The sequence below is a fragment of the Curtobacterium sp. ABR8 genome (assembly GCF_057812125.1).
In genome coordinates this window covers 2,196,621-2,220,997 of sequence record NZ_CM173818.1, presented here as the reverse complement: position 1 = coordinate 2,220,997, position 24,377 = coordinate 2,196,621, and the positions used below count along the sequence as shown (strand labels likewise).

Sequence of the window (24,377 nt, the reverse complement as noted above, 5' to 3'; positions counted from 1 at the left end):
ACGTGTCGGGCGATACCCTGGACCCGCAGCCGAGACCTCCCCGGGCGACGCGCCCGGGCCGCCACGACGGAGCCCACTCCCAGATGACCGACAGCGCCACGGCGACCCCGCACGGGTCGCAGCACGACATCCTCATCGTCACCGGCATGTCCGGGGCCGGGCGCTCGACGGTCGGCAAGGCCCTCGAGGACCTCGGCTGGTACGTCGTCGACAACCTGCCGACGCAGATGCTGGCCCCGCTCACCGAGCTGGCCGACCGCGCCGGCGAGAAGATCCCGAAGATCGCCACGGTCGTCGACGTCCGCGGCGGACGGTTCTTCACCGACCCGGAGCACGCGGTCGAACAGGTGCGGTCGACCACGTCCGCGCGGGTCCGGGTGCTGTTCCTCGAGGCCACCGACGCCGTCCTGGTCCGGCGCTTCGAGCAGGTCCGCCGACCCCACCCGCTGCAGGGCGAGGACACCCTGCTCGACGGCATCGCGCGCGAGCGGACGCGGCTGGCCGGACTGCGCGAGGCGTCCGACATGGTCATCGACACCTCGGACCTCAACATCCACCAGCTCGCCAACACCGTCACCGAACAGTTCGCCGACGATCACTTCGTGGGTGTTCAGGTGACGCTCATGAGCTTCGGGTTCAAGTACGGACTGCCCGCCGACGCCGACATGGTCGCCGACGTCCGGTTCCTCCCGAACCCCTACTGGGTCCCGGAACTCCGGGCCCACACGGGCCTCGACCAGCCCGTCTCGGACTACGTCCTGGCCCAGGCCGGAGCCCGTCCGTTCGTCGACCGGTACGTCTCCGTGCTGGAGCCGGTGCTCGAGGGGTACCAGCGCGAGAACAAAAGACACGCTACGATCGCCATCGGCTGTACCGGCGGGAAGCACCGCTCGGTCGCCATCGTCGCCGAGTTGGCGAACCTCCTCCGCGGGATGCCTGGCGTCGCCGTGCGTGTGAAGAACCGAGATCTCGGCCGGGAGTGACCGTCCCTCCGGCCGCTCCCCACGCACGTGCCGCCGGAATCGCGGGACCACCAGATGAACGTTAGGAATGATGCTGTGCCGTTGACTGCCGAGGTCAAGGACGAACTGGCCAGGGTCGCCGTGAACCGCAACACGGTCCGCGCCGCCGAACTGGCCACGATCCTCCGGTTCGCTGGTGGCCTGCACGTCATCTCGGGCCGCATCGCGGTCGAGGTGGAGCTCGACACCCGGATCATCGTGCACCGGGTCCGCAAGGACCTCGCCGAGCTGTACGGCGTCCGCAGCGAGGCGTCGGTGGGGTCGTCCGCGTCGTCCCGTCGTGGCACCCGGTACCTGGTCCGCGTGCTCGAGGCGGGGGAGACCCTCGCACGCCAGACCGGTCTGATGGACGCCCGTCGTCGCCCCGTCCGCGGCCTGCCGAACCGGCTCACCACGGGCAACCGCGAGGACCTCGCCGCGATCTGGCGCGGTGCGTTCCTCGCCTCCGGCACCCTGACCGACCCGGGCCGGGCCGCCGCGCTCGAGGTCACCTGCCCCGGCAACGAGGCCGCCATGGCGCTCGTCGGTGCCGCGTCCCGCCTCGGTGTCGCCGCGAAGGGCCGCGAGGTCCGTGGCGTGCACCGCGTCGTCATCCGCGACGGCGAGGCCATCGGCCAGATGCTCACGGTGATGGGTGCCGCCCGCACCACCGCCGACTGGGAGGAGATGCGGCAGCGTCGCGAGGTCCGTGCGACCGCGAACCGCCTCGTCAACTTCGACGACGCCAACCTCCGCCGTTCGGCGCAGGCCGCCGTCGCCGCCTGCGCCCGCGTCGAGCGCGCGCTCGAGATCCTCGGTGACGAGGTCCCCGACCACCTGCAGTACGCCGGCGCGCTGCGCCTGCAGCACCGCGACGCGTCCCTCGACGAGCTCGGCCAGCACGCGGACCCGCCCATGACGAAGGACGCCATCGCCGGTCGCATCCGCCGGCTGCTCGCGATGGCCGACAAGCGGGCGTCGGACCTCGGGATCCCCGGGACGGAAGCGAGTGTCCCCGAGGAGCTCGAGGGCGTCTGAGACGGGTCGTCCGACCTGCCTGACGGGAGGCGCGGTGCCAGCTGGCACTGCGCCTCCCGTCCGTTTCCGGACCCGTTCTCGGACCCGTCCCCGGCCTGGTCGGTGACCGTCCGGACGGACCGTCATCCCGCGCGGTCTGGCAGTGTCCGACTGCTAGGGTCGTTACGGCGACGTTACGGGGCGTATCGTCCACCACACGCGGGCCCGCCAGGGTGCGCGACTCCCGAAAGCAGCGCCCCCTGGGCGCTCCACACTCACCAGGAGATCCATTGACCGTCAAGATCGGTATCAACGGCTTCGGCCGTATCGGCCGCAACTTCTTCCGGGCCGCCCTCGCGAAGGGCTCGGACCTCGAGATCGTGGCGGTGAACGACCTCACCGACAACGCCGCACTGGCGAACCTGCTGAAGTTCGACTCCATCACGGGTCGCCTCGGCGTCTCCGTCGAGCTCGACGGTGACAACATCGTCGTCGACGGCAAGGCGATCAAGGTCCTGGCGGAGCGCGACCCCGCCAACCTCCCCTGGGGCGAGCTGGGCGTCGACATCGTCATCGAGTCGACCGGGTTCTTCACCAAGGCCGCCGACGCGCAGAAGCACATCGACGCGGGCGCCAAGAAGGTCATCATCTCCGCCCCGGCCACCGGCGACGACGTCACCATCGTGCTCGGCGTGAACGAGGACCAGTACGACCCGGCGAACCACAACATCATCTCGAACGCGTCGTGCACCACGAACAGCCTCGCGCCGCTCGCCAAGGTCTTCCACGACAAGTTCGGCATCGAGCGTGGCCTCATGACAACGGTCCACGCCTACACCGCCGACCAGAACCTGCAGGACGGCCCGCACAAGGACCCCCGTCGTGCCCGCGCGGCCGCGCTGAACATCGTCCCGACCTCGACCGGTGCAGCCAAGGCCATCGGCCAGGTCATGCCGGAGCTCGCCGGCAAGCTCGACGGCTTCGCGCTCCGCGTCCCGGTCCCGACCGGCTCGATCACCGACCTCACCCTCGAGACCAAGTCCGAGGTCACCGTCGACGAGATCAACGCCGCGTACAAGGAGGCCGCAGAGGGCCCGCTCAAGGGCATCCTGCTCTACAGCGAGGACCCGCTGGTGTCGACCGACATCACGACGGACCCGCACTCCTCGATCTACGACTCCGGCCTGACCAAGGTCATCGGCGGTCTCGTGAAGATCACCTCGTGGTACGACAACGAGTGGGGCTACTCGAACCGTCTGGTCGACCTGACCGAGTACGTCGGCGAGCGTCTGTAGCACATGGCTCTCCGCACCCTCGAGGACCTCGGCGACCTCGCCGGCAAGCGCGTCATCGTCCGTTGTGACCTGAACGTCCCGCTCAAGGACGGCACGATCACGGACGACGGCCGCGTGCGGGCGTCGCTGACGACCCTGAACACCCTCATCACCGCCGGCGCGCGCGTCATCGTGATCTCCCACCTGGGCCGCCCCGACGGGGAACCCAAGCCGGAGTTCTCGCTCGCGCCGGTCGGCCAGCGGCTCTCCGAGCTGCTCGGCAAGGAGGTCACGTTCGTCGGCGAGACCGTCGGCGACGAGGCGACCGCAGCCGCTGAGGCCCTCGAGGACGGCGACGTCCTGCTGCTCGAGAACCTCCGGTTCAACCCGGAGGAGACCTCGAAGGACGCCGCCTCGCGCAGCGCGTTCGCGGACCGCATCGCGGCACTCGGCGACGCCTTCGTCTCCGACGGCTTCGGTGTCGTGCACCGCAAGCAGGCCTCGGTCTACGAACTCGCGTCCGCGCTGCCCAGTGCAGCCGGTTCGCTGATCGAGACCGAGCTGCGTGTGCTCGAGCGTCTGACCACCTCACCGGAACGGCCGTACACGGTCGTGCTCGGTGGTTCCAAGGTCAGCGACAAGCTCGGCGTCATCGACCACATCCTGCCGAAGGTCGACACCCTCTGCATCGGTGGCGGCATGCTCTTCACGTTCCTCGCGGCCCAGGGCCACGGGGTCGCGAAGTCCCTGCTCGAAGCCGACCAGCTCGACGTCGTCCGCGAGTACCTCTCGCGGGCGAAGGAGCTCGGCGTGACGATCGACCTGCCGACCGACGTCGTGGTGGCCTCCGGGTTCTCCGCCGACGCTGCGCACGAGACGGTCGCGGCCGACGCGATCGAGTCGTCGTCGTTCGGCACGGACGGCATCGGCCTCGACATCGGCCCGGAGACGGCTGCGCGGTTCGCGTCGGCGGTGTCCGGCTCGAAGACGGTGTTCTGGAACGGTCCGATGGGCGTGTTCGAGTTCCCGGCGTTCGCCGCCGGCACGAAGACCGTTGCGAAGGCCCTGACCGAGGTCGACGGCCTCGGTGTGGTCGGCGGTGGCGACTCCGCCGCTGCGGTCCGGTCGCTCGGGTTCTCGGACGACCAGTTCGGGCACATCTCGACCGGCGGTGGTGCGAGCCTCGAGTTCCTCGAGGGCAAGTCGCTCCCCGGTCTCGAAGCACTGGGGTGGTCCGCATGACCCGCACGCCGTTGATCGCCGGCAACTGGAAGATGAATCTCGATCATCTCCAGGCCATCGCCACCGTGCAGAAGCTCGCGTGGACCCTGAAGGACGCCCGCCACGACTTCGACGACGTCGAGGTCGCGGTGTTCCCGCCCTTCACCGACCTGCGGAGCGTGCAGACGCTCATCTCGGCCGACAAGCTGCCGATCCACTTCGGCGCGCAGGACCTGTCGCAGTACGACTCCGGTGCCTACACCGGCGACGTCTCCGGCGCGTTCTTGTCCGCGCTCGACGCGCAGTACGTCATCGTCGGCCACTCCGAGCGGCGCACGCTGCACGGTGAGACCGACGAGGTCGTCGCCGCGAAGACCGCAGCGGCCGTCAAGCACGGTCTCGTTCCCGTGGTCTGCGTCGGCGAGACCGGGGAGCAGCGCGAGGAGCGCGGTGCCGGCGTCGTGCCGGTCGAGCAGCTCCGCGTCGTGCTCGACGCGGTCAAGCCCGCCGACATCGTCGTGGCGTACGAGCCCGTCTGGGCCATCGGCTCCGGCCAGGCAGCCACCGCCGAGCAGGCACAGGACGAGTGCGCGGCCATCCGACGTGGCATCGCCGCAGCCTGGGGCGACCAGGCCGCTGCCGACACCCGTGTCCTGTACGGCGGCTCGGTCAAGTCCGGCAACATCGCCGGGTTCCTCCGCGAGCCCGACATCGACGGCGCCCTCGTGGGCGGCGCATCCCTCGACGTGCAGGAGTTCGCGGCGATCGCCCGGTTCCGCCAGCACGTCGGGCTGTAGTCGTCACAGACTGCCGTCGACGCGGGCTCTCGTCCGCACCACTCCCGTCCAGGTACCGGCCGTGCTCCGCGCGGCCGGTACACTGGTACGGCTGACTGACACGAAAGGTACGTCGTGGCGATACTCTCCGTCGTGCTGCAGGTCCTGCTCGCAATCACGAGCCTCCTGCTCACGCTCCTCATCCTCCTGCACAAGGGCCGCGGTGGCGGCCTCTCCGACATGTTCGGTGGCGGCGTGACGAGCAACCTCGGGGCGTCCGGCGTCGCCGAGCGCAACCTCAACCGCATCACGGTGATCCTCGGTCTGGTCTGGATCGTCTCCATCATCGTGCTCGGTCTCATCAACAAGTTCACGGCGGGGGTCTGATCCATGGCTAGCGGAGGCAGTGCAATCCGAGGGTCTCGCGTCGGCGCGGGACCGATGGGCGAACAGGACCGTGGGGTCCAGGCCGAGCGTGTGGCGATCTCCTACTGGGACGCCCTCGGCAACGAGGTCGTGCGGTACTTCGCCGCGAACCTCCCGGACGAAGAGATCCCCGAGACGGTCGATTCGCCGTCGAGCGGTCTCCCCGCCGGGCGCGACAAGGAGAACCCGCCCGTGGTCTCCAAGACGGAGCCCTACAAGACGCACCTCGCGTACGTGAAGGAACGTCGCACCGAGGAAGAGGCAGCGCAGCTCCTCGAGGACGCGCTCCAGCAGCTTCGCGAGCGTCGCGGAACCGCCGCCAAGAAGGCGTGACGCACGCACGCTGACGAAGGCCCCCGCACCGAGATGGTGTGGGGGCCTTCGTGTGTCGCGGAGGACGTGCGTCCCGCCGAGGTTCCTCGACACGCCACGTGCGGTTCGCCGAGGTTACACGACACGCCGCGTGCGGTTCGCCGAGGTTCCACGGTCGGCCGACGCGCGCGCCCAGATGCCGAGATCTCGGAACCTGGGGCGGGGCGGGGCGGGGCGGGGCGGTGGGCGAGGGGGAGGACAGACGGGAGGCCCGGTACCAACCGGCACCGGGCCTCCCGTCAGGACGCGCGTCTAGTACGTCGACGCGATGAGGTTCTCGGGGACGTCGCGCGCGGCGTCCTGGTCCACGAAGAACACGGTGCGCTTGCGGCCCTGCACGCCACCGACCGGGACGTCCTCGACGGAGGCGCCGGCCAGGGCGAGCCCGAGGACCGACGCCTTCTCCGCACCCGACAGGATGACCCACACGCGCTGCGAGGCGTTGATCACCGGGTAGGTGACCGTCAGACGCTGCGGCGGCGGCTTGGGGGAGTCGTCGACCGACACGACGGCGCGGTCGGTGACCGTGAGCTGCGGGAACTCCGGGAAGAGCGAAGCAGTGTGCCCGTCGGGGCCGACACCGAGCAGCGTGATGTCGAAGCGGGGAGCGACGGCGCCTTCGTACGCGGCGTCCTGCAGCTCGCGCTCGTACTGCAGCGCGGCTTCCTCGATGTCGATGCCGGCGTCGGATGCGGGCATCGGGTGGATGTTCGACTCCGGGATGTCGACGTGGTCGAAGAAGTCGGTCTGCGTCCCCGTGGTGTTGCGGTCGGCGTCACCGGCCGGCACCCAACGCTCGTCGACCCACCAGACGTGGACCTTCGACCAGTCGACGCTCTCGCGCGCCGGGGACTGGCCGATCGCGGCGAGGACGAGGGACGACACCGAGCCACCGCTGATCGCGATGTCGGCACGCTCCTGCTCGTCGAGCACGTCGATGATCTTCGTGATGAAGCGTGCGGCGACCGAAGCGCCGAGGGCCTGCTTGTCCGGGTGCACGAGCACCCGCCGTTCGTTGGTCACGTGACTCCCGTGTTCGTGGCGGCCGACCGGTCGTACGACCGCCTTCGGTCCGGTCGGGCCGCCTGCACCAGACAGGCGGCCCGACCGTTGTGGGGTGCTCAGCGGGCGATGGTCTCGCGCAGCTGGGGTACCCCGTGCTTGACGACGTCTCCGAAGAGGACGTCCGGGTCGAGTCTACGGAGTTCCTCGGCCAGGCAGTCACGCAGGTTGCGGCGTGGCAGCGACAGGTCGTGCGTGGGCTGACCGGGCATCGAGAGGGTCGCGACGTCCACCAGGGAACGCTCGAGGTCGATGGTGCCCGACTCGCGCACGAGCTTGACGCCGTGGATGCCGCTCGACCCGGTCGCACGCGGCGACGTGGTGACCGTGACCGGCACCTCGAGCTGGAGCTGCAGCCAGGCGGCGAGCAGGATCGTCGACGGGCTGTCCGACGCGCCCGTCACCTCGACGCTGGTGATGGGCTCGTACGGCGGCTGGTCGAGTGCCGCGGCGAGCTGGTTCCGCCACAGGGTCAGGCGCGTCCACGCGAAGTCGGTGTCACCCGGAACGTACGAGGCACCGAGGGCCTCGATCGCGCCGTTCGGGTCCTTCTGCGCGGCGGCGTCGGTGATCCGGCGCTGGGCGATGCGGCCCAGTGCCGAGGCCGACGGCTGCGACGGCGCGGTCTGCGGCCACCAGGCCACGACGGGGGCGTCCGGCAGGAGGAGGCCCGTGACCAGGCTCTCCTCGTCGGTCGCGGTCTCGCCGTAGGCGCGGAGCACGATGACCTCGCTGGCGCCCGCGTCGCTGCCCACGCGGATCTGCGCGTCGAGACGACCCGGCGACTTCGTGTCACCGTCGTTCTTCGACACGATGATCACGCGCATCGGGTGCTCGCGGGACGCCTCGTTCGCCGCCTCGATCGCTTCTTCCTCGTGGCCGAGGGCCGTCGAGATGATCAGCGTCAGGACGCGTCCGAGGGCGACGGCGCCGCCCTCTTCTCGGATGTGGACGAGCTTCTTCTGGATCTTCGAGACCGTGGTGTTCGGCATGTCGATCTTCATGGACGCCTCCAGGTCCGGCCGTCGCGGGCGAGCAGGGCATCGGCGGACGCCGGACCCCACGTGCCGGGACGGTACTGCTCGGGCTGGCCCTGCGTGGCCCAGAACTCCTCGATCGGGTCGAGGATCTTCCAGGACAGCTCGACCTCCTGGTGCCGCGGGAACAGCGGCGGGTCACCGAGGAGCACGTCGAGGATGAGTCGCTCGTACGCCTCGGGGGACGCCTCGGTGAAGGCGTGGCCGTAGCCGAAGTCCATCGTCACGTCGCGCACCTGGGTGCCGACGCCGGGGACCTTCGAGCCGAACCGGAGCGTGACGCCCTCGTCCGGCTGCACACGGATGACGAGCGCGTTCTGGCCGAGGGGCGACTGCGAGTTGCCGTAGACGTCCTCGGGGACACGCTTGAAGACGATCGCGATCTCGGTGACGCGACGGCCGAGCCGCTTGCCGGCACGCAGGTAGAACGGGACGCCCTGCCAGCGACGGGTCGCGATGTCGAGCTTGATCGCCGCGTACGTCTCGGTGCCGGACTCGGGGTTCATCCCGGCCTCGTCGAGGAACCCGAGCACCTTCTCGCCGCCCTGCCAGCCGCCGGCGTACTGTCCGCGCGCGGTGGCGGTCGACAGGTCCTCGGGCAGGCGCACGGCGGAGAGCACCTTCTCCTTCTCGGCACGCAGGTCGGCGGCCTTGAACGAGACGGGTTCCTCCATCGCGGTGAGCGCGAGGAGCTGCAGCAGGTGGTTCTGGATGACGTCGCGCGCCGCGCCGATGCCGTCGTAGTACGCGGCACGTCCGGCGACGCCGATGTCCTCGGCCATCGTGATCTGCACGTGGTCGACGTAGTTCGAGTTCCAGATGGGTTCGTACATCTGGTTCGCGAACCGGAGCGTCAGCAGGTTCTGGACGGTCTCCTTGCCGAGGTAGTGGTCGATGCGGAACACGTCGTCGGGCGCGAAGACGCTCTCGACGATCGCGTTCAGCTCGCGTGCCGTGCGGAGGTCGGAACCGAACGGCTTCTCGACGACCACGCGGCTCCACGAGCCCTCGCGCTTCTCGGTGAGCCCGGACAGCTTGAGCTGCTCGGTCACCACCGGGAACATCTTCGGCGGGATGGACAGGTAGAACGCGTGGTTGCCGAGCGTCCCGCGCTCGGCGTCCAGCTCGTCGACGGTCTGCTTGAGCTGCAGGAACGCCTCGGGGTCGTCGAACGAGCCCTGGACGAAGCGGATGCCCTGTTCGAGCTGACGCCAGACGTCCTCGTCGAACGGGGTGCGGGAGTGTTCCTTGACGGCGTCGTGCACGAGCTGGGAGAAGTCTTGGTCCTCCCAGTCGCGCCGGGCGAAGCCGACGAGCGCGAACCCCGGGGGCAGCAGCCCCCGGTTGGCCAGGTCGTAGACCGCCGGCATCAGCTTCTTGCGTGACAGGTCGCCCGTCACACCGAAGATGATGAGCGTGCTCGGTCCCGCGATCCGGTTCAGTCGACGATCCGTCGGCAGCCGGAGCGGGTTGTGCTCCGGGGTGATTGCCACCGGTGACATGAGTCGGTGAACTCCTTACGAGTCAGTGGGAGACGGCGGAGGCGATGGCCGCTGTGGCGGCGCGCACGTCCGACGTCGTGAGGGTGAGGACCGGGCGGCCGTGCTGCGCGAGGACACTCGCGTCACCGGCTGCCTGGGCCCGGAGGAGCTGCCCGAACGTGAACGGCCGGCCCGGGATCGCCAGGTCGTCCGGTTCGTCGGCCACGATCTGGAGGAACACTCCGGTGGCGGGGCCGCCCTTGTGGTACTGCCCGGTCGAGTGCAGGAACCGCGGGCCGTACCCGAAGGTGACCGGACGGCGCGTGCGCGCCGCAAGGGCGTCGCGGAGCGTCTCGAGGTCACGGTTCGTGGTGCGGTCGACGTACGCCTGCACCGCCACGTAGCCGGTGGCGCCCAGTTCGGACAGGAGGCCCGTCACGGCTTCTGCGAGCGTCGTCCCGACCGGCAGTCCCGGCGTCGCGGAGACGGCGATGCCGTCCTCGGTGAACGCGGGCTCGGCAGCCGTGGGACGGTCGTCGAGCAGCGCACGGGTCGCGACCTTGGCGGCCTCGACGTCGGGCTGGTCGAACGGGTCGATGCCGAGCAGGCGCCCGGCGACCGCGACGGCGTACTCCCAGACGAGGATCTGGCCACCGAGCGTCCCGGTGATCTCGACCTCGCCCTCGGCGACGTGGCGCTCGTCCTCGCGCGAACCGACCAGGCGGATGACCTGGACGTCGGGCAGCGCGGCGGAGACCTCGGGGGAGTCGGCGTGCAGCACGACGGGCAGCAGGCCACGTCCGCTCTTGCCGGTCGACTCCGCGATCAGCTGCTCCACCCAGTCGCCGAACCCGACGATGTGGGTGCCGTCCGGGACGATCGCGATCTTGTCGCGCAACGGGTCGGTCCCCGCGAGCACCGCGCCGAGCACGAGCCCGGGGTTCTCGTCGAGGTCGACCGACAGCAGCGCGGAGATGGCGTCGGCCTCGTCCAGCAGTTCGGCGATGTCCGCCCCGGCGAGACCGGAGGGGACGAGCCCGAACGCGGTGAGGGCCGAGTAGCGGCCGCCGACGGTCGGGTCGGCGGTGAAGACACGGTAGCCGGCGTCGGTCGCGGCGGCCTCGAGCGCGGAGCCCGGGTCGGTGACCACGACGATGCGGCGGGCGGGGTCGATGCCGGCGTCGCGGAACGCCTGCTCGTAGACCCGACGCTGTGAGTCGGTCTCGAGCGTGGAACCGGACTTCGACGAGACGACGAGCACGGTGCGCTCGAGGTCGGTCGACACGGCGGCGCGGACCTGCGCGGGGTCGGTCGAGTCGAGGACCGTCAGCGGCACACCGGCGGTGCGCGTGATGACCTCCGGCGCGAGCGACGAGCCGCCCATGCCGGCGAGGACGACGTGGTCGACCCCTTCGGCACGGAGCGACTCGCGCAGCGCGGTGATCTCGGCGACGAGCGGGCGGGAGACCGAGACGGCCTCCACCCAGCCGAGGCGCTTCGACGCCTCGGCCTCGGCGTCCGGTCCCCACAGCTCGGGGTCCTGGGCGGTGATGCCCGAGGCCACCAGGTCAGCGACGAGCCGCGGGACCACCGAGTCGATGGCCCGCGCGGCATCGCCGCTGGCAGCGATGGAAACCGTCACTACTTGGCGCCCTCGAGCGCGGTCTTCACGGTGTCGACGAGCTCGCCCCACGAGACGTTGAACTTGTCCACGCCCTCCTTCTCGAGCAGCGCCACGACGTCGTCGTAGTCGATGCCCTGCGCTGCGAGCTGGTCGAGGACCTGCTGCGCGGCGTCGAAGGTGCCGGCGATCGCGTCGCCGTTTATCTCACCGTGGTCGAACGTGGCGTCGAGCGTCTTGCCCGGCATCGTGTTGACGGTGTTCGGGGCGGCGAGCTCGGTCACGTAGAGCGTGTCCGGCAGCGACGGGTCCTTGACGCCGGTCGAGGCCCAGAGCGGACGCTGCGTGTTCGCGCCGGCCTCGAGCAGGCCGAGGGCGCGCTCGGAGGCGAACGCCTCGGTCCAGACCTGGTAGGCGAGCTGCGCGTTGGCGATGCCGGCCTTCGACTTCAGGGCCTTGGCCTCGTCGGTGCCGACGGCGTCCAGGCGCTTGTCGATCTCGGAGTCGACGCGCGACACGAAGAACGAGGCGACCGAGTGGATCTTCGACAGGTCGTGCCCGGCGGCCTTGGCCTTCTCGAGCCCACCGAGGTAGGCGTCGATGACGGCGCGGTAGCGCTCGAGCGAGAAGATCAGGGTGACGTTCACCGAGATGCCGGCGCCGATGACCTCGGTGATGGCCTCGAGGCCCTCGACCGTCGCCGGGATCTTGATGAGGACGTTCTCGCGACCGACCTTCTCGAACAGGAACTTGGCCTGCTCGATGGTCTTGGCGGTCTCGTGCGCCAGGCCCGGCTCGACCTCGATCGACACGCGACCGTCGAAGCCCTTGGTCGAGTCGTAGATCGGCTTGAACAGGTCGGACGCGTTGGCGACGTCCTGCGTGGTGATCTCGAAGATCGCGTCGGTGAGCTCGGTGCCGGCAGCGGCCAGCTCCTTGACCTGGGCGTCGTAGCGCTCGCCCTTGGCGAGGGCCGAGGCGAAGATGGTCGGGTTCGTGGTCACGCCGACGACGTTCTTCTGCTCGATGAGCTCGGTGAGCTTGCCCGTCTCGAGGAGCTCGCGGGACAGGTCGTCGAGCCAGATGCTCACGCCGACCGCGGAGAGGGCGGCAGTGGGGGTGTTCTCAGCCATGTGTTTCTCTTCTTTCCTTCATCGGCCTGGTGGCCGGGGTCTGGGGGACCGGGGGCGCGTGGCGGGGCCGAACCGCGCCTCCCGGCAGAAGGGCCGGATCCGGCGAACCGGACCCGGCCCCTGCGGGTCAGGAAGCCGCGATCGATTCCTTCGCGGCGGCCACGACGTGCTCCGTCGTGAAGCCGAACTCCTTGAAGAGCGTCTGGTAGTCGGCCGAGGCACCGAAGTGCTCGATCGAGACGCTGCGGCCCTTGTCGCCGACGATGTCGCGCCAGCTCATGGCGATGCCGGCCTCGACCGACACGCGAGCGGTGACGTCCTTCGGGAGCACCTGGTCCTGGTAGTTCTCGGACTGGGCGCGGAACCACTCGATGGACGGGGCGCTCACGACGCGGGCGTTGATGCCCTCGCCCTTGAGCTGCTCGCGGGCCTCGACGGCGATCTGGACCTCGGAACCGGTCGCGATGAGGATCACGTCCGGGGTGCCGTTCGGCGCCTCGGCCAGGATGTACGCGCCCTTGGCGACGTTCTTCGCCGAGGCGAAGACCTCACCCGAGGCGTCGCCCTCGCCACGCTCGAAGACCGGCAGGTTCTGACGGCTCAGTGCGATGCCGGCCGGACGGTCGGTGTGCTTGAGCATCTCGAGCCACGCGTACGCGACCTCGTTGGCGTCGGCGGGGCGGACCACGTCGAGACCCGGGATCGCACGGAGCGACGAGACCTGCTCGATCGGCTGGTGCGTCGGGCCGTCCTCGCCGAGGGCGATGGAGTCGTGGGTCCAGACGTAGATCGCCGGTGCGCCCATGAGCGCGGCGAGACGGACCGCCGGACGCATGTAGTCGCTGAAGATCAGGAACGTGCCACCGAAGGGGCGGGTGTTCCCGTGCAGGACGATGCCGTTGAGGATCGAGCCCATCGCGTGCTCGCGGATGCCGAAGTGCAGCACGCGGCCGTACGGGTCGGTGCTCCACGTCGACGTCGAGGCCTCGGCCGGACCGAAGGACTTGGCGCCCTCGATCGTGGTGAGGTTCGACTCGGCGAGGTCGGCCGAACCACCCCAGAACTCGGGCATCAGCGGCGCGATGGCGTTGATGACCTTGCCGGAGGCGGCACGGGTCGAGACGGCCTTGTCGGTCGGGAAGACCGGCAGTGCTGCCTCGAGGCCCTCGGGGAGCTCCTTGGCGTTGACGCGGTCGAACAGCGCCTTCTTGTCGGCGTTGGCGGCGGCCCACGCGTCGAAGGTCTTCTGCCACTCGGCGTGCTGCGCCTGGCCCTTGGCGACGGCGCCGCGGGTGTACTCGAGGACCTCGGGGGCGACCTCGAAGGTCTTCGCGGTGTCGAAGCCGAGGACCTCCTTGAGGCCCTTGATCTCGTCGGCGCCGAGCGCCGAACCGTGGATCTTGCCGGAGTTCTGCTTGGTCGGCGACGGCCAGCCGATGATCGTCTTGAGGACGATGAGCGACGGCTTGTCGGTGACCTGCTGGGCGGCCTCGATCGCGGCGTGGAGCTCCACGGCGTCCTCGGAGTACTCGCCGGTCTTCTTCCAGTCGACGATCTGGACGTGCCAGCCGAGTGCCTCGTAGCGCTCGGGGACGCTCTCCGAGAAGGCGATGTCGGTGTTGTCCTCGATCGAGATCTGGTTCGAGTCGTAGAACGCGATCAAGTTGCCGAGCTGCTGACGACCGGCGAGCGAGCCCGCCTCGTTCGTCACGCCCTCCTGCATGTCGCCGTCACCGGCGATCACGTAGGTGAAGTGGTCGAAGGGCGACTGGCCGGCCGGGGTCTCCGGGTCGAACAGGCCGCGCTCGAAGCGCTGGGCGTAGGCGAAGCCGACCGAGGACGCGAGGCCCTGGCCGAGCGGGCCGGTGGTGATCTCGACACCGTCGGTGTGGCCGTACTCCGGGTGACCCGGGGTCTTCGAGCCCCACTTGCGCAGGTGCTGGAGGTCTTCGAGCTCGAGGCCGTAGCCGTGCAGGTAGAACTGCACGTACTGCAGGATCGAGGCGTGACCGGCGGACAGGATGAAGCGGTCGCGGCCGATCCAGGTGGAGTCGCTCGGGTCGCGACGCATCACCTTCTGGAAGAGCAGGTGTGCGAGCGGCGCGAGGCTCATCGCGGTGCCGGGGTGACCGTTGCCGGCGGCCTCGACCGAGTCGGCGGCGAGAACGCGGGCCGTGTCGACGGCCTTCCGGTCGATGGCGTCCCAGGTGAATTCAGCCACTTGGATGTTGACCCTTCTTGATGCGACATGTGCGAGGGCTCGTGCCATCGCACGGACATGTGGCCATCCCGGGGCCGAGTCGTGTCGCCGTCTAGCGGCGGCCGACCGGCTCATCGCGGCCGACGTCATCGGGGCGCGCACTGCGGGAGGGCAGTTCCAGCATAGTGACCAGCCACTCAGAAGGGGTTCAGGTGACGCCCGATGTTCATGACTCGAGTCGTCGAGGCCCCGTCTACCGGGCGTGTCGTGCTCCGTGGCCCGTCGTTCCGCGCGGGATGGGCGAGCGGGGCGTCGTCGCGGCGCTTCCATCCCGTAAACTGATCGCGACCCGTGGACATTCCGGGTCAGCGCATGCCCGGACGCCGCCGCAGTCGTCCACCGAGTGTGCGAGCTGATGCGAACAGACTGAGGTTCCCTTGCCGACTGCCACCGTGACCAGGCCCGACACCGATCGACCCCGATCGCCGCTGTCCCGCAAGGTCCGTGCGTACGTCTCGTTGACCAAGCCGCGGGTCATGGAGCTGCTGCTCGTGACCACGGCGCCGACCATGTTCCTGGCCGAGCGCGGCGTGCCGGACCTGTGGCTCGTCTTCTGGACGATGCTGGGCGGCGCGATGTCCGCCGGTTCGGCATCGGCGTTCAACTGCTACATCGACCGCGACATCGACCGCCTGATGAAGCGGACGAGCACGCGCCCGCTGGTGACCGGCGAACTCTCCGACCGCGAGGCCCTGGTGTTCTCGTGGATCCTGGGCGTCCTGTCGACGGCGGTCCTCGGGTTCCTGGTGAACTGGCTCGCGGCCGCCCTGAGCGTCATCGCCATCCTCATCTACGTGTTCGTCTACACGCTCTGGCTCAAGCGCCGCACCCCGCAGAACATCGTGTGGGGCGGCTCGGCCGGCTGCATGCCCGTGCTCATCGGCTGGGCGGGCGTCACCGGGTCGCTCACCTGGGCGCCGGTCATCCTGTTCATGGTCATCTTCCTCTGGACACCGCCGCACTACTGGCCGCTGTCGATGAAGTACCGCGACGACTACGACGCCGCCGACGTCCCGATGCTCGCCGTGGTCCGCGGTCGCACCGTCGTCGGCCTGCAGGTCGTGCTGTACGCGTGGGCCACCCTGGTCTGCTCGCTCCTCCTCATCCCCGTTGCGCACATGGGGCCGCTCTACACCGTGGTCGCACTGGCCGGTGGAATCTGGTTCGTCGTCGAGTCGCACCGGCTGTACTCGCGGGCGATCCAGCACGTCGAGCACGTGCAGCCGATGCGCGTCTTCCACAGCTCGATCACGTACCTGACGCTGCTCTTCATCGCCGTGGGCATCGACCCGCTGCTGCCGCAGGTCTTCACCTTCTAGGCGCTGCGCGCCGCCACTGGGCGGCGTCGTACGACGAACTCGACGTCGTACGACGTCGCCTTCGTCGTCGGTGGGCGTGCGCGACGGTTGCGCGCGCGGGGATGCGACGTTCACGACGTCGCACGACGTCGAGGACGTCGTTCCGGGTCGGCGCGCGACCGGGCGCGGCTGTGGACGTGCCCACCAGGCGGCCGGGAGGCCCGTGGCGGCGCCGCCACGGGCCTCCCGGCCGCCCTGTGCGTCCGTGGGCGCGGGGCGCACGCCATTCTGCGACGATCCACCGGTCGATCGTCGCGTGGACTGTCGGACCATGCGCCCGCATCCGACGCGTGTGCAACGGACGACACCCCACGAGTCGATCGACTCGTGGGGTGTCGCAGGCCGGGTGTCGGACCGGCGCCGAGCGCGCGACGCGCCCGGGCGTCAGGCGTCGAGTGGTTCGCGCACGGCCGCGCGACCGGCGCTGGCCCGGGTCGAGAGCACGACCGCCGTCGTGGCACCGACGAGCAGCCCGGCGAGCACCATGTGCGTGCCGACCAGCCCGACCGGCAACCCGGTGCGCGCCTGCGTCAGGCCGACGGCGATCTGCAGGAACTCGACGACGAGCAGCAGGAGCGCCCACCTGCTCGAGATCCGGAGGCGGACGGCGCCGACCACGAGGACGAGCGTCAGCGCGAACAGCGTGTAGGCGGGCCAGGCGTGCAGGTGTTCCATGACCGCGGGGTCGAAGCCCGTTCGGTGCAGCATGCCGCCGTCCACGGCCTCGTCGGCGCCGGCGTGCGGGCCGCTGCCGGTGGTGAGGATGCCGACCAGGACGGTGACCACGACCGCGGCGACCGTGCCGCGGACGACACCGGTGTACCAGCCGGGCACGAGGCGACGGCTGGTGCGGGGGCCGTGCATCGTCCGGTAGACCAGGGCCGCGGTGACCGAGGTCAGGGCGGCGGACACGACGAAGTGCAGCCCGACGACGAAGGGGTTGAGGTTCGTGAGCACGCTGAGCCCGCCGATGACGGCCTGCACCGGGATCGCGACGCCCTGAGCGAACGCGAGCCAGAACAGTTCTGGGCGCGTGCGGAGCATCCGGACGACCGCCAGGAACATCGCGATCGCCACGATGACGAGCACGAAGGTGAGCAGTCGGTTGCCGAACTCGATGATCCCGTGCACGCCCATCTCGGGCGTCGACACGAGCGAATCCGCCGTGCACTTGGGCCAGGTGGGGCATCCGAGGCCCGACGCGGTCAGCCGGACGAGGCCGCCGGTGCCGATCAACACGACCTCGACCAGGAACGAGGCCCACGCCAGCGCGATGACCCGACGGTCGACGACCCGGGGGAGCGACCACCACCGTGCGGTCCGGAGATCCTGGTCGACGGGGGGTCCGACGCGAGTCACGAGGGTGGTGCCTTCCTGTTGTTCCGTGCAGCGAACCTGTAGGATTCGAGGGTTCAGCAGCAGTCAAGTCTAGGCAGGCGCCGGCTCCGAATGGGCCGAGATCGCCGATCACTCCACGGACTGCGTGGAACCATTGTCGTTGCGAGGGAGCAGCACCGTGACCGCTTGTCAGCGGTCTGCGGTGGAATGGCGTCCAGACGCCACGGGTTCACACCTGAAGACGCTGTCCCGCGAGAAGGAAACGAGGAGACCATGTCCGACGTGCTCATCGACCGTCCCGAGCTCGAAGGGCTCGGGCAATACGAGTTCGGCTGGTCCGACTCCGACTCGGCCGGGGCCTCGGCCCGCCGTGGGGTCTCGGACGAGGTCGTCACCGACATCTCGAACCTCAAGCACGAGCCCGAGTGGATGCTCAAGAACCGGCTCAAGGGCCTGCAGCTCTTCGGCCGCAAGCCGATGCCGACGTGGGGTGCCGACCTGACGGGCATCGACTTCGACAACATCAAGTACTTCGTGCGCTCCACCGAGAAGCAGGCGCAGTCGTGGGAGGACCTCCCCGAGGACATCCGCGCGACCTACGAGAAGCTCGGCATCCCCGAGGCAGAGCGCCAGCGCCTCGTCGCCGGTGTCGCCGCGCAGTACGAGTCCGAGGTCGTGTACCACCAGATCCGCGAGGACCTGGAGCAGCAGGGCGTCATCTTCATGGACACCGACACGGCGCTCCGCGAGCACCCCGAGCTCTTCCAGGAGTACTTCGGCACCGTGATCCCGGCCGGCGACAACAAGTTCGCCGCGTTGAACACGGCCGTCTGGTCCGGCGGCTCCTTCGTCTACGTCCCCAAGGGCGTCCACGTCGAGATCCCGCTGCAGGCCTACTTCCGGATCAACACCGAGAACATGGGCCAGTTCGAGCGGACGCTGATCATCGCGGACGAGGACTCCTACGTCCACTACATCGAGGGCTGCACCGCCCCGATCTACAAGTCGGACTCGCTGCATTCGGCCGTCGTCGAGATCATCGTGAAGAAGAACGCCCGCGTGCGCTACACGACGATCCAGAACTGGTCGAACAACGTCTACAACCTCGTCACCAAGCGTGCGATCGCGCACGAGGGCGCCACGATGGAGTGGATCGACGGCAACATCGGCTCCAAGGTGACGATGAAGTACCCGTCGATCTACCTCGCCGGTGAGCACGCCAAGGGCGAGACGCTGTCCGTCGCCTTCGCGGGCCCCGGCCAGCACCAGGACGCCGGCGCGAAGATGATCCACATGGCGCCGTACACGACGTCGTCGATCGTCTCGAAGTCGATCGCCCGCGGTGGCGGTCGTGCGGGCTACCGCGGCGAGGTCCGGGTCGACCCGGCCGCGCACCACGCGGCCAACACCGTCCGCTGCGACGCGTTGCTCGTCGACACGATCAGCCGGAGTGACACGTACCCGGCGATCGACATCCGCGTCGACGACGTCCAGCTCGGGCACGAGGCCACGGTCTCGCGCGTGAGCGAGGAGCAGCTCTTCTACCTGATGTCCCGCGGCATGGCCGAGGACGAAGCGATGGCGATGATCGTCCGTGGCTTCATCGAGCCGATCGCCCGCGAGCTCCCGATGGAGTACGCGCTCGAACTCAACAAGCTCATCGAGATGAGCATGGAAGGATCCGTCGGCTAGATGTCCAGCACCACCCCTCCCCACATCGACCAGCCGATCGAGCCCGCGGCAGCCGCCCAGGGTGCCGACCAGCACGGCGCCGGAGCCCACTCCGACGGCGGCTGGGACGCCCCCGACAAGAAGATCCCGGTCCAGACCCGCTCCGAGCGGTTCCAATCCGGCGACCTCGGGGCGTTCCCGACCGTCACCGGGCGCGAGGTGAACTGGAAGTTCGCGCCCCTGGCGAAGCTCCAGCCGCTGCTCGACGGCGATCTCGACGGATCCGCCTACCGGTTCCTCGCCCGGCAGTCCGACGGCGCCGACGTCGAGTGGGGTCGCAGCGACGACCCCCGCGTCGGCACCGCCGGTCTGCCGGAGGACCGCGCGGCAGCCGCGGCCTGGACCGCGCGTGACGCGGTCCTCGCCGTCACCGTGAAGGCGACCGAGGCGCACGAGTTCATCACCATCACGCGCTCCGACTTCGGGACGCAGCCCCGCGCGGCGCACACGGTCATCACCGCTGAGCCGCACGCCCAAGGCATCGTCGTGCTCGACAACCGTGGCAGCGCACTGCTCAGCGAGAACATCGAGATCGTCGTGCAGGACGGCGCACGCTTGACGGTCGTCAGCCTGCAGGACTGGGACGACGACGCGGTGCACGTCTCGACGCACTTCGCCGAGGTCGGCCGCGACGCCTTCCTGAAGCACGTCGTGGTCTCGCTCGGCGGCGACGTCATCCGGGTCAACCCCTCGACGCACCTCGGTGCGCAGGGCGCCGACACCGAGATGTACGGCGTGTACTTCGCCGACGCCGGCCAGTACATCGAGCAGCAGGTCTACGTGAACCACGACGCGCCGAACACGCGCGGTCGGGTCAACTACAAGGGTGCGCTGCAGGGCAAGGGTGCGCACACCGTGTGGATCGGTGACGTGCTCATCGGCCGCGCGGGTGACGGCACCGACTCGTACGAGCAGAACCGCAACCTCGTGCTGACCGACGGCACCCGCGCGGACAGCATCCCGAACCTCGAGATCGAGACGGGCAACATCGAGGGTGCCGGCCACGCGAGTGCGACCGGTCGCTTCGACGACGAGCAGCTGTTCTACCTGCAGGCCCGCGGCATCCCCGAAGAGGAAGCGCGTCGTCTCGTCGTGCTCGGCTTCCTGGTCGAGGTCATCCAGAAGATCGGTGCGCCCGAGCTCGAGGAACGACTCATCGCCGCGGTCGAGCAGGAGCTCGCCGAGGGTCGCTCGGCGATCGTCGCCCCGGCGGAGGCCGACGCCTGATGCCCACGAAGGTCTGCGCGGAGTCCGAGATCGCGGTCGACAGCCCGATGCGTGCCGTCGTCGACGGCACCGCGGTGGCCATCGTGAAGGACTCGTCCGGCACCGTGCACGCCATCGGCGACACCTGCACCCACGGGGACATCTCGCTGGCCGAGGGGTTCATCGAGGGCGACACGCTCGAGTGCTGGGCGCACGGCTCCCGCTTCTCACTCGCCACGGGGAAGCCGCAGAACTTCCCGGCGTACGAGCCCGTCCCGGTGTTCCGGGTCGAGGTGCGCGAGGGCGACGTCTACGTCGACGTGCACGATCCCGTCCCGGTCGACTGACACCGCCTCCCGGCCCCCACACTTTCCGCGGCCCGTCCGCGACACGACAGAAAACCGAAGGAACCCACGCAATGTCCACTCTGGAAATCCGCGACCTCCAGGTCTCGATCGACACCGATCAGGGCACCAAGGAGATCCTCAAGGGTGTCGACCTCACGATCAACGAGGGCGAGATCCACGCGATCATGGGGCCGAACGGCTCCGGCAAGTCCACGCTGGCGTACACGATCGCCGGGCACCCCCGGTACAACGTCGTCGGCGGGTCCATCACCCTCGACGGCGAGGACGTCCTCGCGATGAGCGTCGACGAGCGCGCCCGTGCCGGCATGTTCCTGGCGATGCAGTACCCGGTCGAGATCCCCGGCGTGACGGTGTCGAACTTCCTCCGCACCGCCAAGACGGCGATCGACGGCGAGGCCCCGGCCCTGCGCGGCTGGATCAAGGAGCTCCGCCAGTCGATGGCCGACCTCAAGATGGACTCGTCGTTCGCCGAGCGCAACGTCAACGAGGGCTTCTCCGGTGGCGAGAAGAAGCGCCACGAGATCATGCAGCTCGAGCTCCTCAAGCCCCGCTTCGCAGTCCTCGACGAGACCGACTCCGGCCTCGACGTCGACGCGCTGAAGATCGTGTCCGAGGGCGTGAACCGCGCCAAGGCCGCGACCGGTCTCGGTGTGCTCCTCATCACGCACTACACGCGCATCCTCCGCTACATCAAGCCGGACTTCGTGCACGTGTTCGTCGCCGGCAAGGTCGCCGAGCAGGGCGGCCCGGAGCTCGCCGACCGCCTCGAGAACGAGGGCTACGACCGCTACGTGCAGGCCGCCGCGGCGTCTGCTGCCGAGGCGCAGGCCTGATGATCGCGGCACTCGCCCCGGACAAGTTCGACGAGGTCGTCGAGGGCCTGAAGGAGGTCCAGGACCCGGAGCTCGGCGTCAACATCGTCGACCTCGGCCTGATCTACGACCTCGCCTGGGACGACGAGGCCTCGGCGCTCGTGATCAGCATGACGCTGACCAGCGCCGGCTGCCCGCTCACCGACGTCATCGAGGGCGACACCGCGAACGCCCTCGACGGCATCGTGGACGCCTTCCGCATCAACTGGGTCTGGATGCCGCCGTGGGGTCCGGAACGGATCACCGACGACGGACGCGAGATGATGCGCGCGCTCGGGTTCGCGATCTAGTCGCGACCCCCTGACGGACGGGAGGCCCGGTGCCAGCTGGCACCGGGCCTCCCGTCCGTCTGTGGTCGCGCCGCGCGCGGGGCGCGACACGCCGCTCACGTTCGCCGAGGTTCCACGAACGGACGCAGAAGCGGCCGGGGTTCCGAGATCTCGGAACCCCGGCCGCAGGAGCCGGGCGTGTCGACCGCAGCCGAAGGGTGCGCGTCAGCGGCGGCCGACGACCTTCCACGCGAGCGGCAGGATGCCCGCGGCGATGAGCGCCTTCGCGATCCCGCCGACGATGAACGGGTACAGGCCGGCGGCGAGCACCGACTGCAGGTCGTTCGGGGCGCCGAGCTGACCGAGCACGATCGCCAGGTAGGGCAGGCCGGTCACGAACGGGATGGCGCTCGCGAGCAGCATCGCCACCGCGGCGCGTCCGACGTGACGGTCCCAGTTGCGGCGCGCGAGCCAGCCGACGACACCCGCGGCGGGGATGAACCCGATGACGTACCCGAAGCTCGGCACGGCGAGGGCCTGCAGACCACCGGTCATGTCGGCGAAGAACGGTGCGCCCGCCAGGCCGGCGACGGCGTAGGCGAGCAGCGCGAGCATGCCGCGGCGGGCACCCAAGGTCGCGCCGACGAGCACGACGGCGAGCGTCTGACCCGTGATCGGGACCGGCCACATCGGGACCTCGAGCTGTGCCATCGCAGCGGTGAACAGGGCTCCGCCGGCGACGAGGGCGGCGTTCGTGGCCAGCCCGTGCGTCCGCAGACGGTCGGCGAGGACTGCGCGGGGAGCGAACCCGGTGGCGTTCGTCATGGATTCTCCTAGAATGGACTGCTGGTCCCGTTCGGAACCATCGGTCCCGTCAGCGTAGCGGTGCACCTCACGCACACGTCGTTGTGCAAACCCACCAACTGATTGGACGTCCACTGTGCTTGCCGTGCACGAACTCGAGATCCGCGTCGGAGCTCGTCTCCTCATGGAGGACGTGTCCTTCCGTGTCGAGAAGGGTGACAAGATCGGACTCGTCGGCCGCAACGGCGCGGGGAAGACGACGATGACCAAGGCCCTCGCGGGCGAGACGCAGCCCACCGGCGGCAAGATCGACCGCGGTGGGGAGATCGGCTACCTGCCGCAGGACCCACGCTCGGGCGACCCGGAGGAGACAGCGCGGAAGCGCATCCTCGACGCCCGCGGGCTCGGCGAGCTGGTGGAGGGCATCCGCCTCGCCACGCTCGACATGGCGAGTGACGACCAGGCCGTCGCCGAGAAGGCGATGCGCCGGTACAGCCGGCTCGACGACCAGTTCAACGCGCTCGGCGGCTACGCGGCCGAGGCCGAGGCCGCTTCGATCGCGTCGAACCTCAAGCTGCCGGACCGCATCCTCGACCAGCAGCTGAAGACCCTGTCCGGTGGACAGCGGCGTCGCATCGAGCTCGCCCGGATCCTGTTCTCGGACGCCGAGACGATGATCCTCGACGAGCCCACGAACCACCTCGACGCCGACTCCGTCGTGTGGCTGCGCGAGCACCTGAAGACCTACCCCGGCGGCGTCATCATCATCTCCCACGACGTGGAGCTCGTCGACGAGGTCGTCAACCGCGTGTTCTACCTCGACGCGAACCGCCAGACCATCGACATCTACAACATGGGCTGGAAGCTGTACCAGCGCCAGCGCGTCGCCGACGAGGAGCGTCGCCGCAAGGAGCGCGCGGGCGCCGAGAAGAAGGCCGCGACGCTCAAGGACCAGGCCGCTCGCTTCGGTGCGAAGGCCTCGAAGGCCGCGGCTGCGCACCAGATGGTCGCGCGGGCGGACAAGCTGCTCGCCGGACTCGAGGACGAGCGCGTCGCCGACCGGGTCGCCAAGATCCGCTTCCCCACGCCGGCTCCGTGCGGCCGCACCCCGCTCATGGCGGAGGGGCTGTCGAAGTCCTACGGCTCGCTGGAGATCTTCGCGGGCGTCGACCTCGCGATCGACCGCGGTTCGCGCGTCGTGATCCTCGGGTTCAACGGTGCCGGCAAGACGACGCTGCTCCGGATCCTCGCGGGTGCCGACCTGCCCGACACGGGCGAGATCCAGCCCGGCCACGGTCTGCGCATCGGCTACTACGCGCAGGAGCACGAGAACATCGACATCAACCGCACGGTGATCGAGAACATGGTGTCGGCGTCGACCGACCTCAACGAGACCGAGGCCCGTCGGGTGCTCGGGTCGTTCCTGTTCACCGGCGACGACGGCTACAAGAAGGCCGGGGTCCTGTCCGGCGGTGAGAAGACGCGTCTGTCGCTCGCGATGATCGTCGTCTCCGGGGCCAACGTCCTGCTGCTCGACGAACCGACGAACAACCTGGACCCGGCCTCGCGCGAGGAGATCCTGAACGCGTTGGCCGGCTTCGAGGGCGCGGTCGTCCTGGTGTCCCACGACGCCGGCGCGGTCGAGGCGCTCAACCCGGAGCGCGTCCTGCTGCTGCCGGACGGCACCGAGGACCACTGGAACAAGGACTACGCGGAGCTCATCGAGCTCGCCTGACGCCGGCCAGCCGGG

General features: G+C 69.5%; 22 protein-coding genes. 14 read left to right on the top strand and 8 right to left on the bottom strand.

The genetic code is table 11. The features are described 5' to 3' along the window. Positions 1-83: 83 nt before the first annotated feature. From rapZ to ACXKZB_RS10630, 7 genes are all read left to right on the top strand, one after another. Positions 84-983 carry an RNase adapter RapZ gene (rapZ, locus tag ACXKZB_RS10660; protein WP_123312530.1) on the top strand — a complete coding sequence of 300 codons (900 nt, stop codon included), beginning with the start codon at positions 84-86 and terminating at the stop codon, positions 981-983. Between the two features lie 75 nt (positions 984-1,058). Continuing rightward, positions 1,059-2,039 (top strand): DNA-binding protein WhiA, encoded by a 981-nt coding sequence (whiA, locus tag ACXKZB_RS10655; protein ID WP_111083957.1) that lies wholly within the window; start codon positions 1,059-1,061, stop codon positions 2,037-2,039. Between the two features lie 269 nt (positions 2,040-2,308). Then, positions 2,309-3,313, top strand: coding sequence for a type I glyceraldehyde-3-phosphate dehydrogenase (gap, locus tag ACXKZB_RS10650; RefSeq protein WP_123312532.1), 1,005 nt, complete (start codon positions 2,309-2,311; stop codon positions 3,311-3,313). 3 nt (positions 3,314-3,316) lie between these two features. Further along, a complete protein-coding gene (locus ACXKZB_RS10645) occupies positions 3,317-4,534 on the top strand; it encodes a phosphoglycerate kinase (protein ID WP_488823117.1) in 1,218 nt (405 codons plus the stop codon). Further along, entirely contained in the window at positions 4,531-5,310 is a 780-nt protein-coding gene (gene tpiA / locus ACXKZB_RS10640; protein ID WP_488823116.1) for a triose-phosphate isomerase, read from the top strand. The genes ACXKZB_RS10645 and tpiA overlap by 4 nt, the downstream gene beginning before the upstream one ends. A 114-nt stretch (positions 5,311-5,424) precedes the next feature. Next, positions 5,425-5,676, top strand: coding sequence for a preprotein translocase subunit SecG (gene secG / locus ACXKZB_RS10635; RefSeq protein WP_017887256.1), 252 nt, complete (start codon positions 5,425-5,427; stop codon positions 5,674-5,676). 3 nt (positions 5,677-5,679) lie between these two features. After that, positions 5,680-6,048 carry an RNA polymerase-binding protein RbpA gene (locus ACXKZB_RS10630; protein ID WP_027465686.1) on the top strand — a complete coding sequence of 123 codons (369 nt, stop codon included), beginning with the start codon at positions 5,680-5,682 and terminating at the stop codon, positions 6,046-6,048. Between the two features lie 291 nt (positions 6,049-6,339). On the opposite strand, the gene pgl is transcribed toward ACXKZB_RS10630, so the two are convergent. The 6 genes from pgl to tkt form a co-directional block, all read right to left on the bottom strand. Continuing rightward, complete coding sequence (gene pgl, locus ACXKZB_RS10625) at positions 6,340-7,110, bottom strand: 6-phosphogluconolactonase (protein WP_396288511.1); 771 nt, start codon at positions 7,108-7,110, stop codon at positions 6,340-6,342. 98 nt (positions 7,111-7,208) lie between these two features. Beyond that, entirely contained in the window at positions 7,209-8,153 is a 945-nt protein-coding gene (locus tag ACXKZB_RS10620; RefSeq protein WP_123312539.1) for a glucose-6-phosphate dehydrogenase assembly protein OpcA, read from the bottom strand. Next, the gene (zwf, locus tag ACXKZB_RS10615; protein WP_123312542.1) at positions 8,150-9,688 is read right to left on the bottom strand and encodes a glucose-6-phosphate dehydrogenase; all 1,539 of its coding nucleotides are present in this window, start codon (positions 9,686-9,688) and stop codon (positions 8,150-8,152) included. The genes ACXKZB_RS10620 and zwf overlap by 4 nt, the downstream gene beginning before the upstream one ends. Before the next feature lie 22 nt (positions 9,689-9,710). Beyond that, positions 9,711-11,309 carry a glucose-6-phosphate isomerase gene (locus ACXKZB_RS10610; protein WP_488823115.1) on the bottom strand — a complete coding sequence of 533 codons (1,599 nt, stop codon included), beginning with the start codon at positions 11,307-11,309 and terminating at the stop codon, positions 9,711-9,713. Then, positions 11,309-12,421, bottom strand: a complete 1,113-nt coding sequence (tal, locus tag ACXKZB_RS10605; RefSeq protein WP_488823114.1) for a transaldolase — start codon at positions 12,419-12,421, stop codon at positions 11,309-11,311. Before tal ends, ACXKZB_RS10610 begins: the two co-directional genes overlap by 1 nt. Before the next feature lie 127 nt (positions 12,422-12,548). Further along, positions 12,549-14,642, bottom strand: a complete 2,094-nt coding sequence (tkt, locus tag ACXKZB_RS10600) for a transketolase (RefSeq protein WP_488823113.1) — start codon at positions 14,640-14,642, stop codon at positions 12,549-12,551. Between the two features lie 431 nt (positions 14,643-15,073). On the opposite strand from tkt, the gene ACXKZB_RS10595 reads away from it, so the two are divergent. Next, positions 15,074-16,000: a heme o synthase gene (locus tag ACXKZB_RS10595; RefSeq protein WP_123312549.1), complete on the top strand. Its 927-nt coding sequence runs from the start codon at positions 15,074-15,076 to the stop codon at positions 15,998-16,000. Between the two features lie 423 nt (positions 16,001-16,423). On the opposite strand, the gene ACXKZB_RS10590 is transcribed toward ACXKZB_RS10595, so the two are convergent. After that, a complete protein-coding gene (locus ACXKZB_RS10590; RefSeq protein ID WP_488823112.1) occupies positions 16,424-17,398 on the bottom strand; it encodes a COX15/CtaA family protein in 975 nt (324 codons plus the stop codon). Between the two features lie 252 nt (positions 17,399-17,650). Between ACXKZB_RS10590 and sufB the strand changes: the two genes are divergently transcribed. From sufB to ACXKZB_RS10565, 5 genes are all read left to right on the top strand, one after another. Further along, positions 17,651-19,069, top strand: a complete 1,419-nt coding sequence (gene sufB / locus ACXKZB_RS10585; protein WP_111083968.1) for a Fe-S cluster assembly protein SufB — start codon at positions 17,651-17,653, stop codon at positions 19,067-19,069. Beyond that, complete coding sequence (gene sufD / locus ACXKZB_RS10580; protein WP_488823111.1) at positions 19,070-20,335, top strand: Fe-S cluster assembly protein SufD; 1,266 nt, start codon at positions 19,070-19,072, stop codon at positions 20,333-20,335. After that, complete coding sequence (locus ACXKZB_RS10575) at positions 20,335-20,661, top strand: non-heme iron oxygenase ferredoxin subunit (protein WP_111083970.1); 327 nt, start codon at positions 20,335-20,337, stop codon at positions 20,659-20,661. Before sufD ends, ACXKZB_RS10575 begins: the two co-directional genes overlap by 1 nt. A 71-nt stretch (positions 20,662-20,732) precedes the next feature. Further along, the gene (sufC, locus tag ACXKZB_RS10570; protein ID WP_111083971.1) at positions 20,733-21,515 is read left to right on the top strand and encodes a Fe-S cluster assembly ATPase SufC; all 783 of its coding nucleotides are present in this window, start codon (positions 20,733-20,735) and stop codon (positions 21,513-21,515) included. Beyond that, positions 21,515-21,844 carry a metal-sulfur cluster assembly factor gene (locus ACXKZB_RS10565; protein WP_123312556.1) on the top strand — a complete coding sequence of 110 codons (330 nt, stop codon included), beginning with the start codon at positions 21,515-21,517 and terminating at the stop codon, positions 21,842-21,844. The genes sufC and ACXKZB_RS10565 overlap by 1 nt, the downstream gene beginning before the upstream one ends. Positions 21,845-22,048: 204 nt before the next feature. On the opposite strand, the gene ACXKZB_RS10560 is transcribed toward ACXKZB_RS10565, so the two are convergent. Beyond that, entirely contained in the window at positions 22,049-22,648 is a 600-nt protein-coding gene (locus ACXKZB_RS10560) for a biotin transporter BioY (RefSeq protein WP_488823110.1), read from the bottom strand. 115 nt (positions 22,649-22,763) lie between these two features. On the opposite strand from ACXKZB_RS10560, the gene ACXKZB_RS10555 reads away from it, so the two are divergent. Then, positions 22,764-24,362, top strand: a complete 1,599-nt coding sequence (locus tag ACXKZB_RS10555; RefSeq protein ID WP_123312558.1) for an ABC-F family ATP-binding cassette domain-containing protein — start codon at positions 22,764-22,766, stop codon at positions 24,360-24,362. Positions 24,363-24,377: the final 15 nt, after the last annotated feature.

What these genes read in the sequence shown, in the direction of transcription:
- rapZ (WP_123312530.1), top strand. Translation starts at nt 84, where the DNA reads ATGACCGACAGCGCCACGGCGACCCCGCACGGGTCGCAGCACGACATC.
- ACXKZB_RS10645 (WP_488823117.1), top strand. Translation starts at nt 3,317, where the DNA reads ATGGCTCTCCGCACCCTCGAGGACCTCGGCGACCTCGCCGGCAAGCGC.
- tpiA (WP_488823116.1), top strand. Translation starts at nt 4,531, where the DNA reads ATGACCCGCACGCCGTTGATCGCCGGCAACTGGAAGATGAATCTCGAT.
- ACXKZB_RS10630 (WP_027465686.1), top strand. Translation starts at nt 5,680, where the DNA reads ATGGCTAGCGGAGGCAGTGCAATCCGAGGGTCTCGCGTCGGCGCGGGA.
- ACXKZB_RS10620 (WP_123312539.1), bottom strand. Translation starts at nt 8,153, where the DNA reads ATGAAGATCGACATGCCGAACACCACGGTCTCGAAGATCCAGAAGAAG.
- zwf (WP_123312542.1), bottom strand. Translation starts at nt 9,688, where the DNA reads ATGTCACCGGTGGCAATCACCCCGGAGCACAACCCGCTCCGGCTGCCG.
- tal (WP_488823114.1), bottom strand. Translation starts at nt 12,421, where the DNA reads ATGGCTGAGAACACCCCCACTGCCGCCCTCTCCGCGGTCGGCGTGAGC.
- sufB (WP_111083968.1), top strand. Translation starts at nt 17,651, where the DNA reads ATGTCCGACGTGCTCATCGACCGTCCCGAGCTCGAAGGGCTCGGGCAA.
- sufD (WP_488823111.1), top strand. Translation starts at nt 19,070, where the DNA reads ATGTCCAGCACCACCCCTCCCCACATCGACCAGCCGATCGAGCCCGCG.
- ACXKZB_RS10575 (WP_111083970.1), top strand. Translation starts at nt 20,335, where the DNA reads ATGCCCACGAAGGTCTGCGCGGAGTCCGAGATCGCGGTCGACAGCCCG.
- sufC (WP_111083971.1), top strand. Translation starts at nt 20,733, where the DNA reads ATGTCCACTCTGGAAATCCGCGACCTCCAGGTCTCGATCGACACCGAT.
- ACXKZB_RS10565 (WP_123312556.1), top strand. Translation starts at nt 21,515, where the DNA reads ATGATCGCGGCACTCGCCCCGGACAAGTTCGACGAGGTCGTCGAGGGC.
- ACXKZB_RS10560 (WP_488823110.1), bottom strand. Translation starts at nt 22,648, where the DNA reads ATGACGAACGCCACCGGGTTCGCTCCCCGCGCAGTCCTCGCCGACCGT.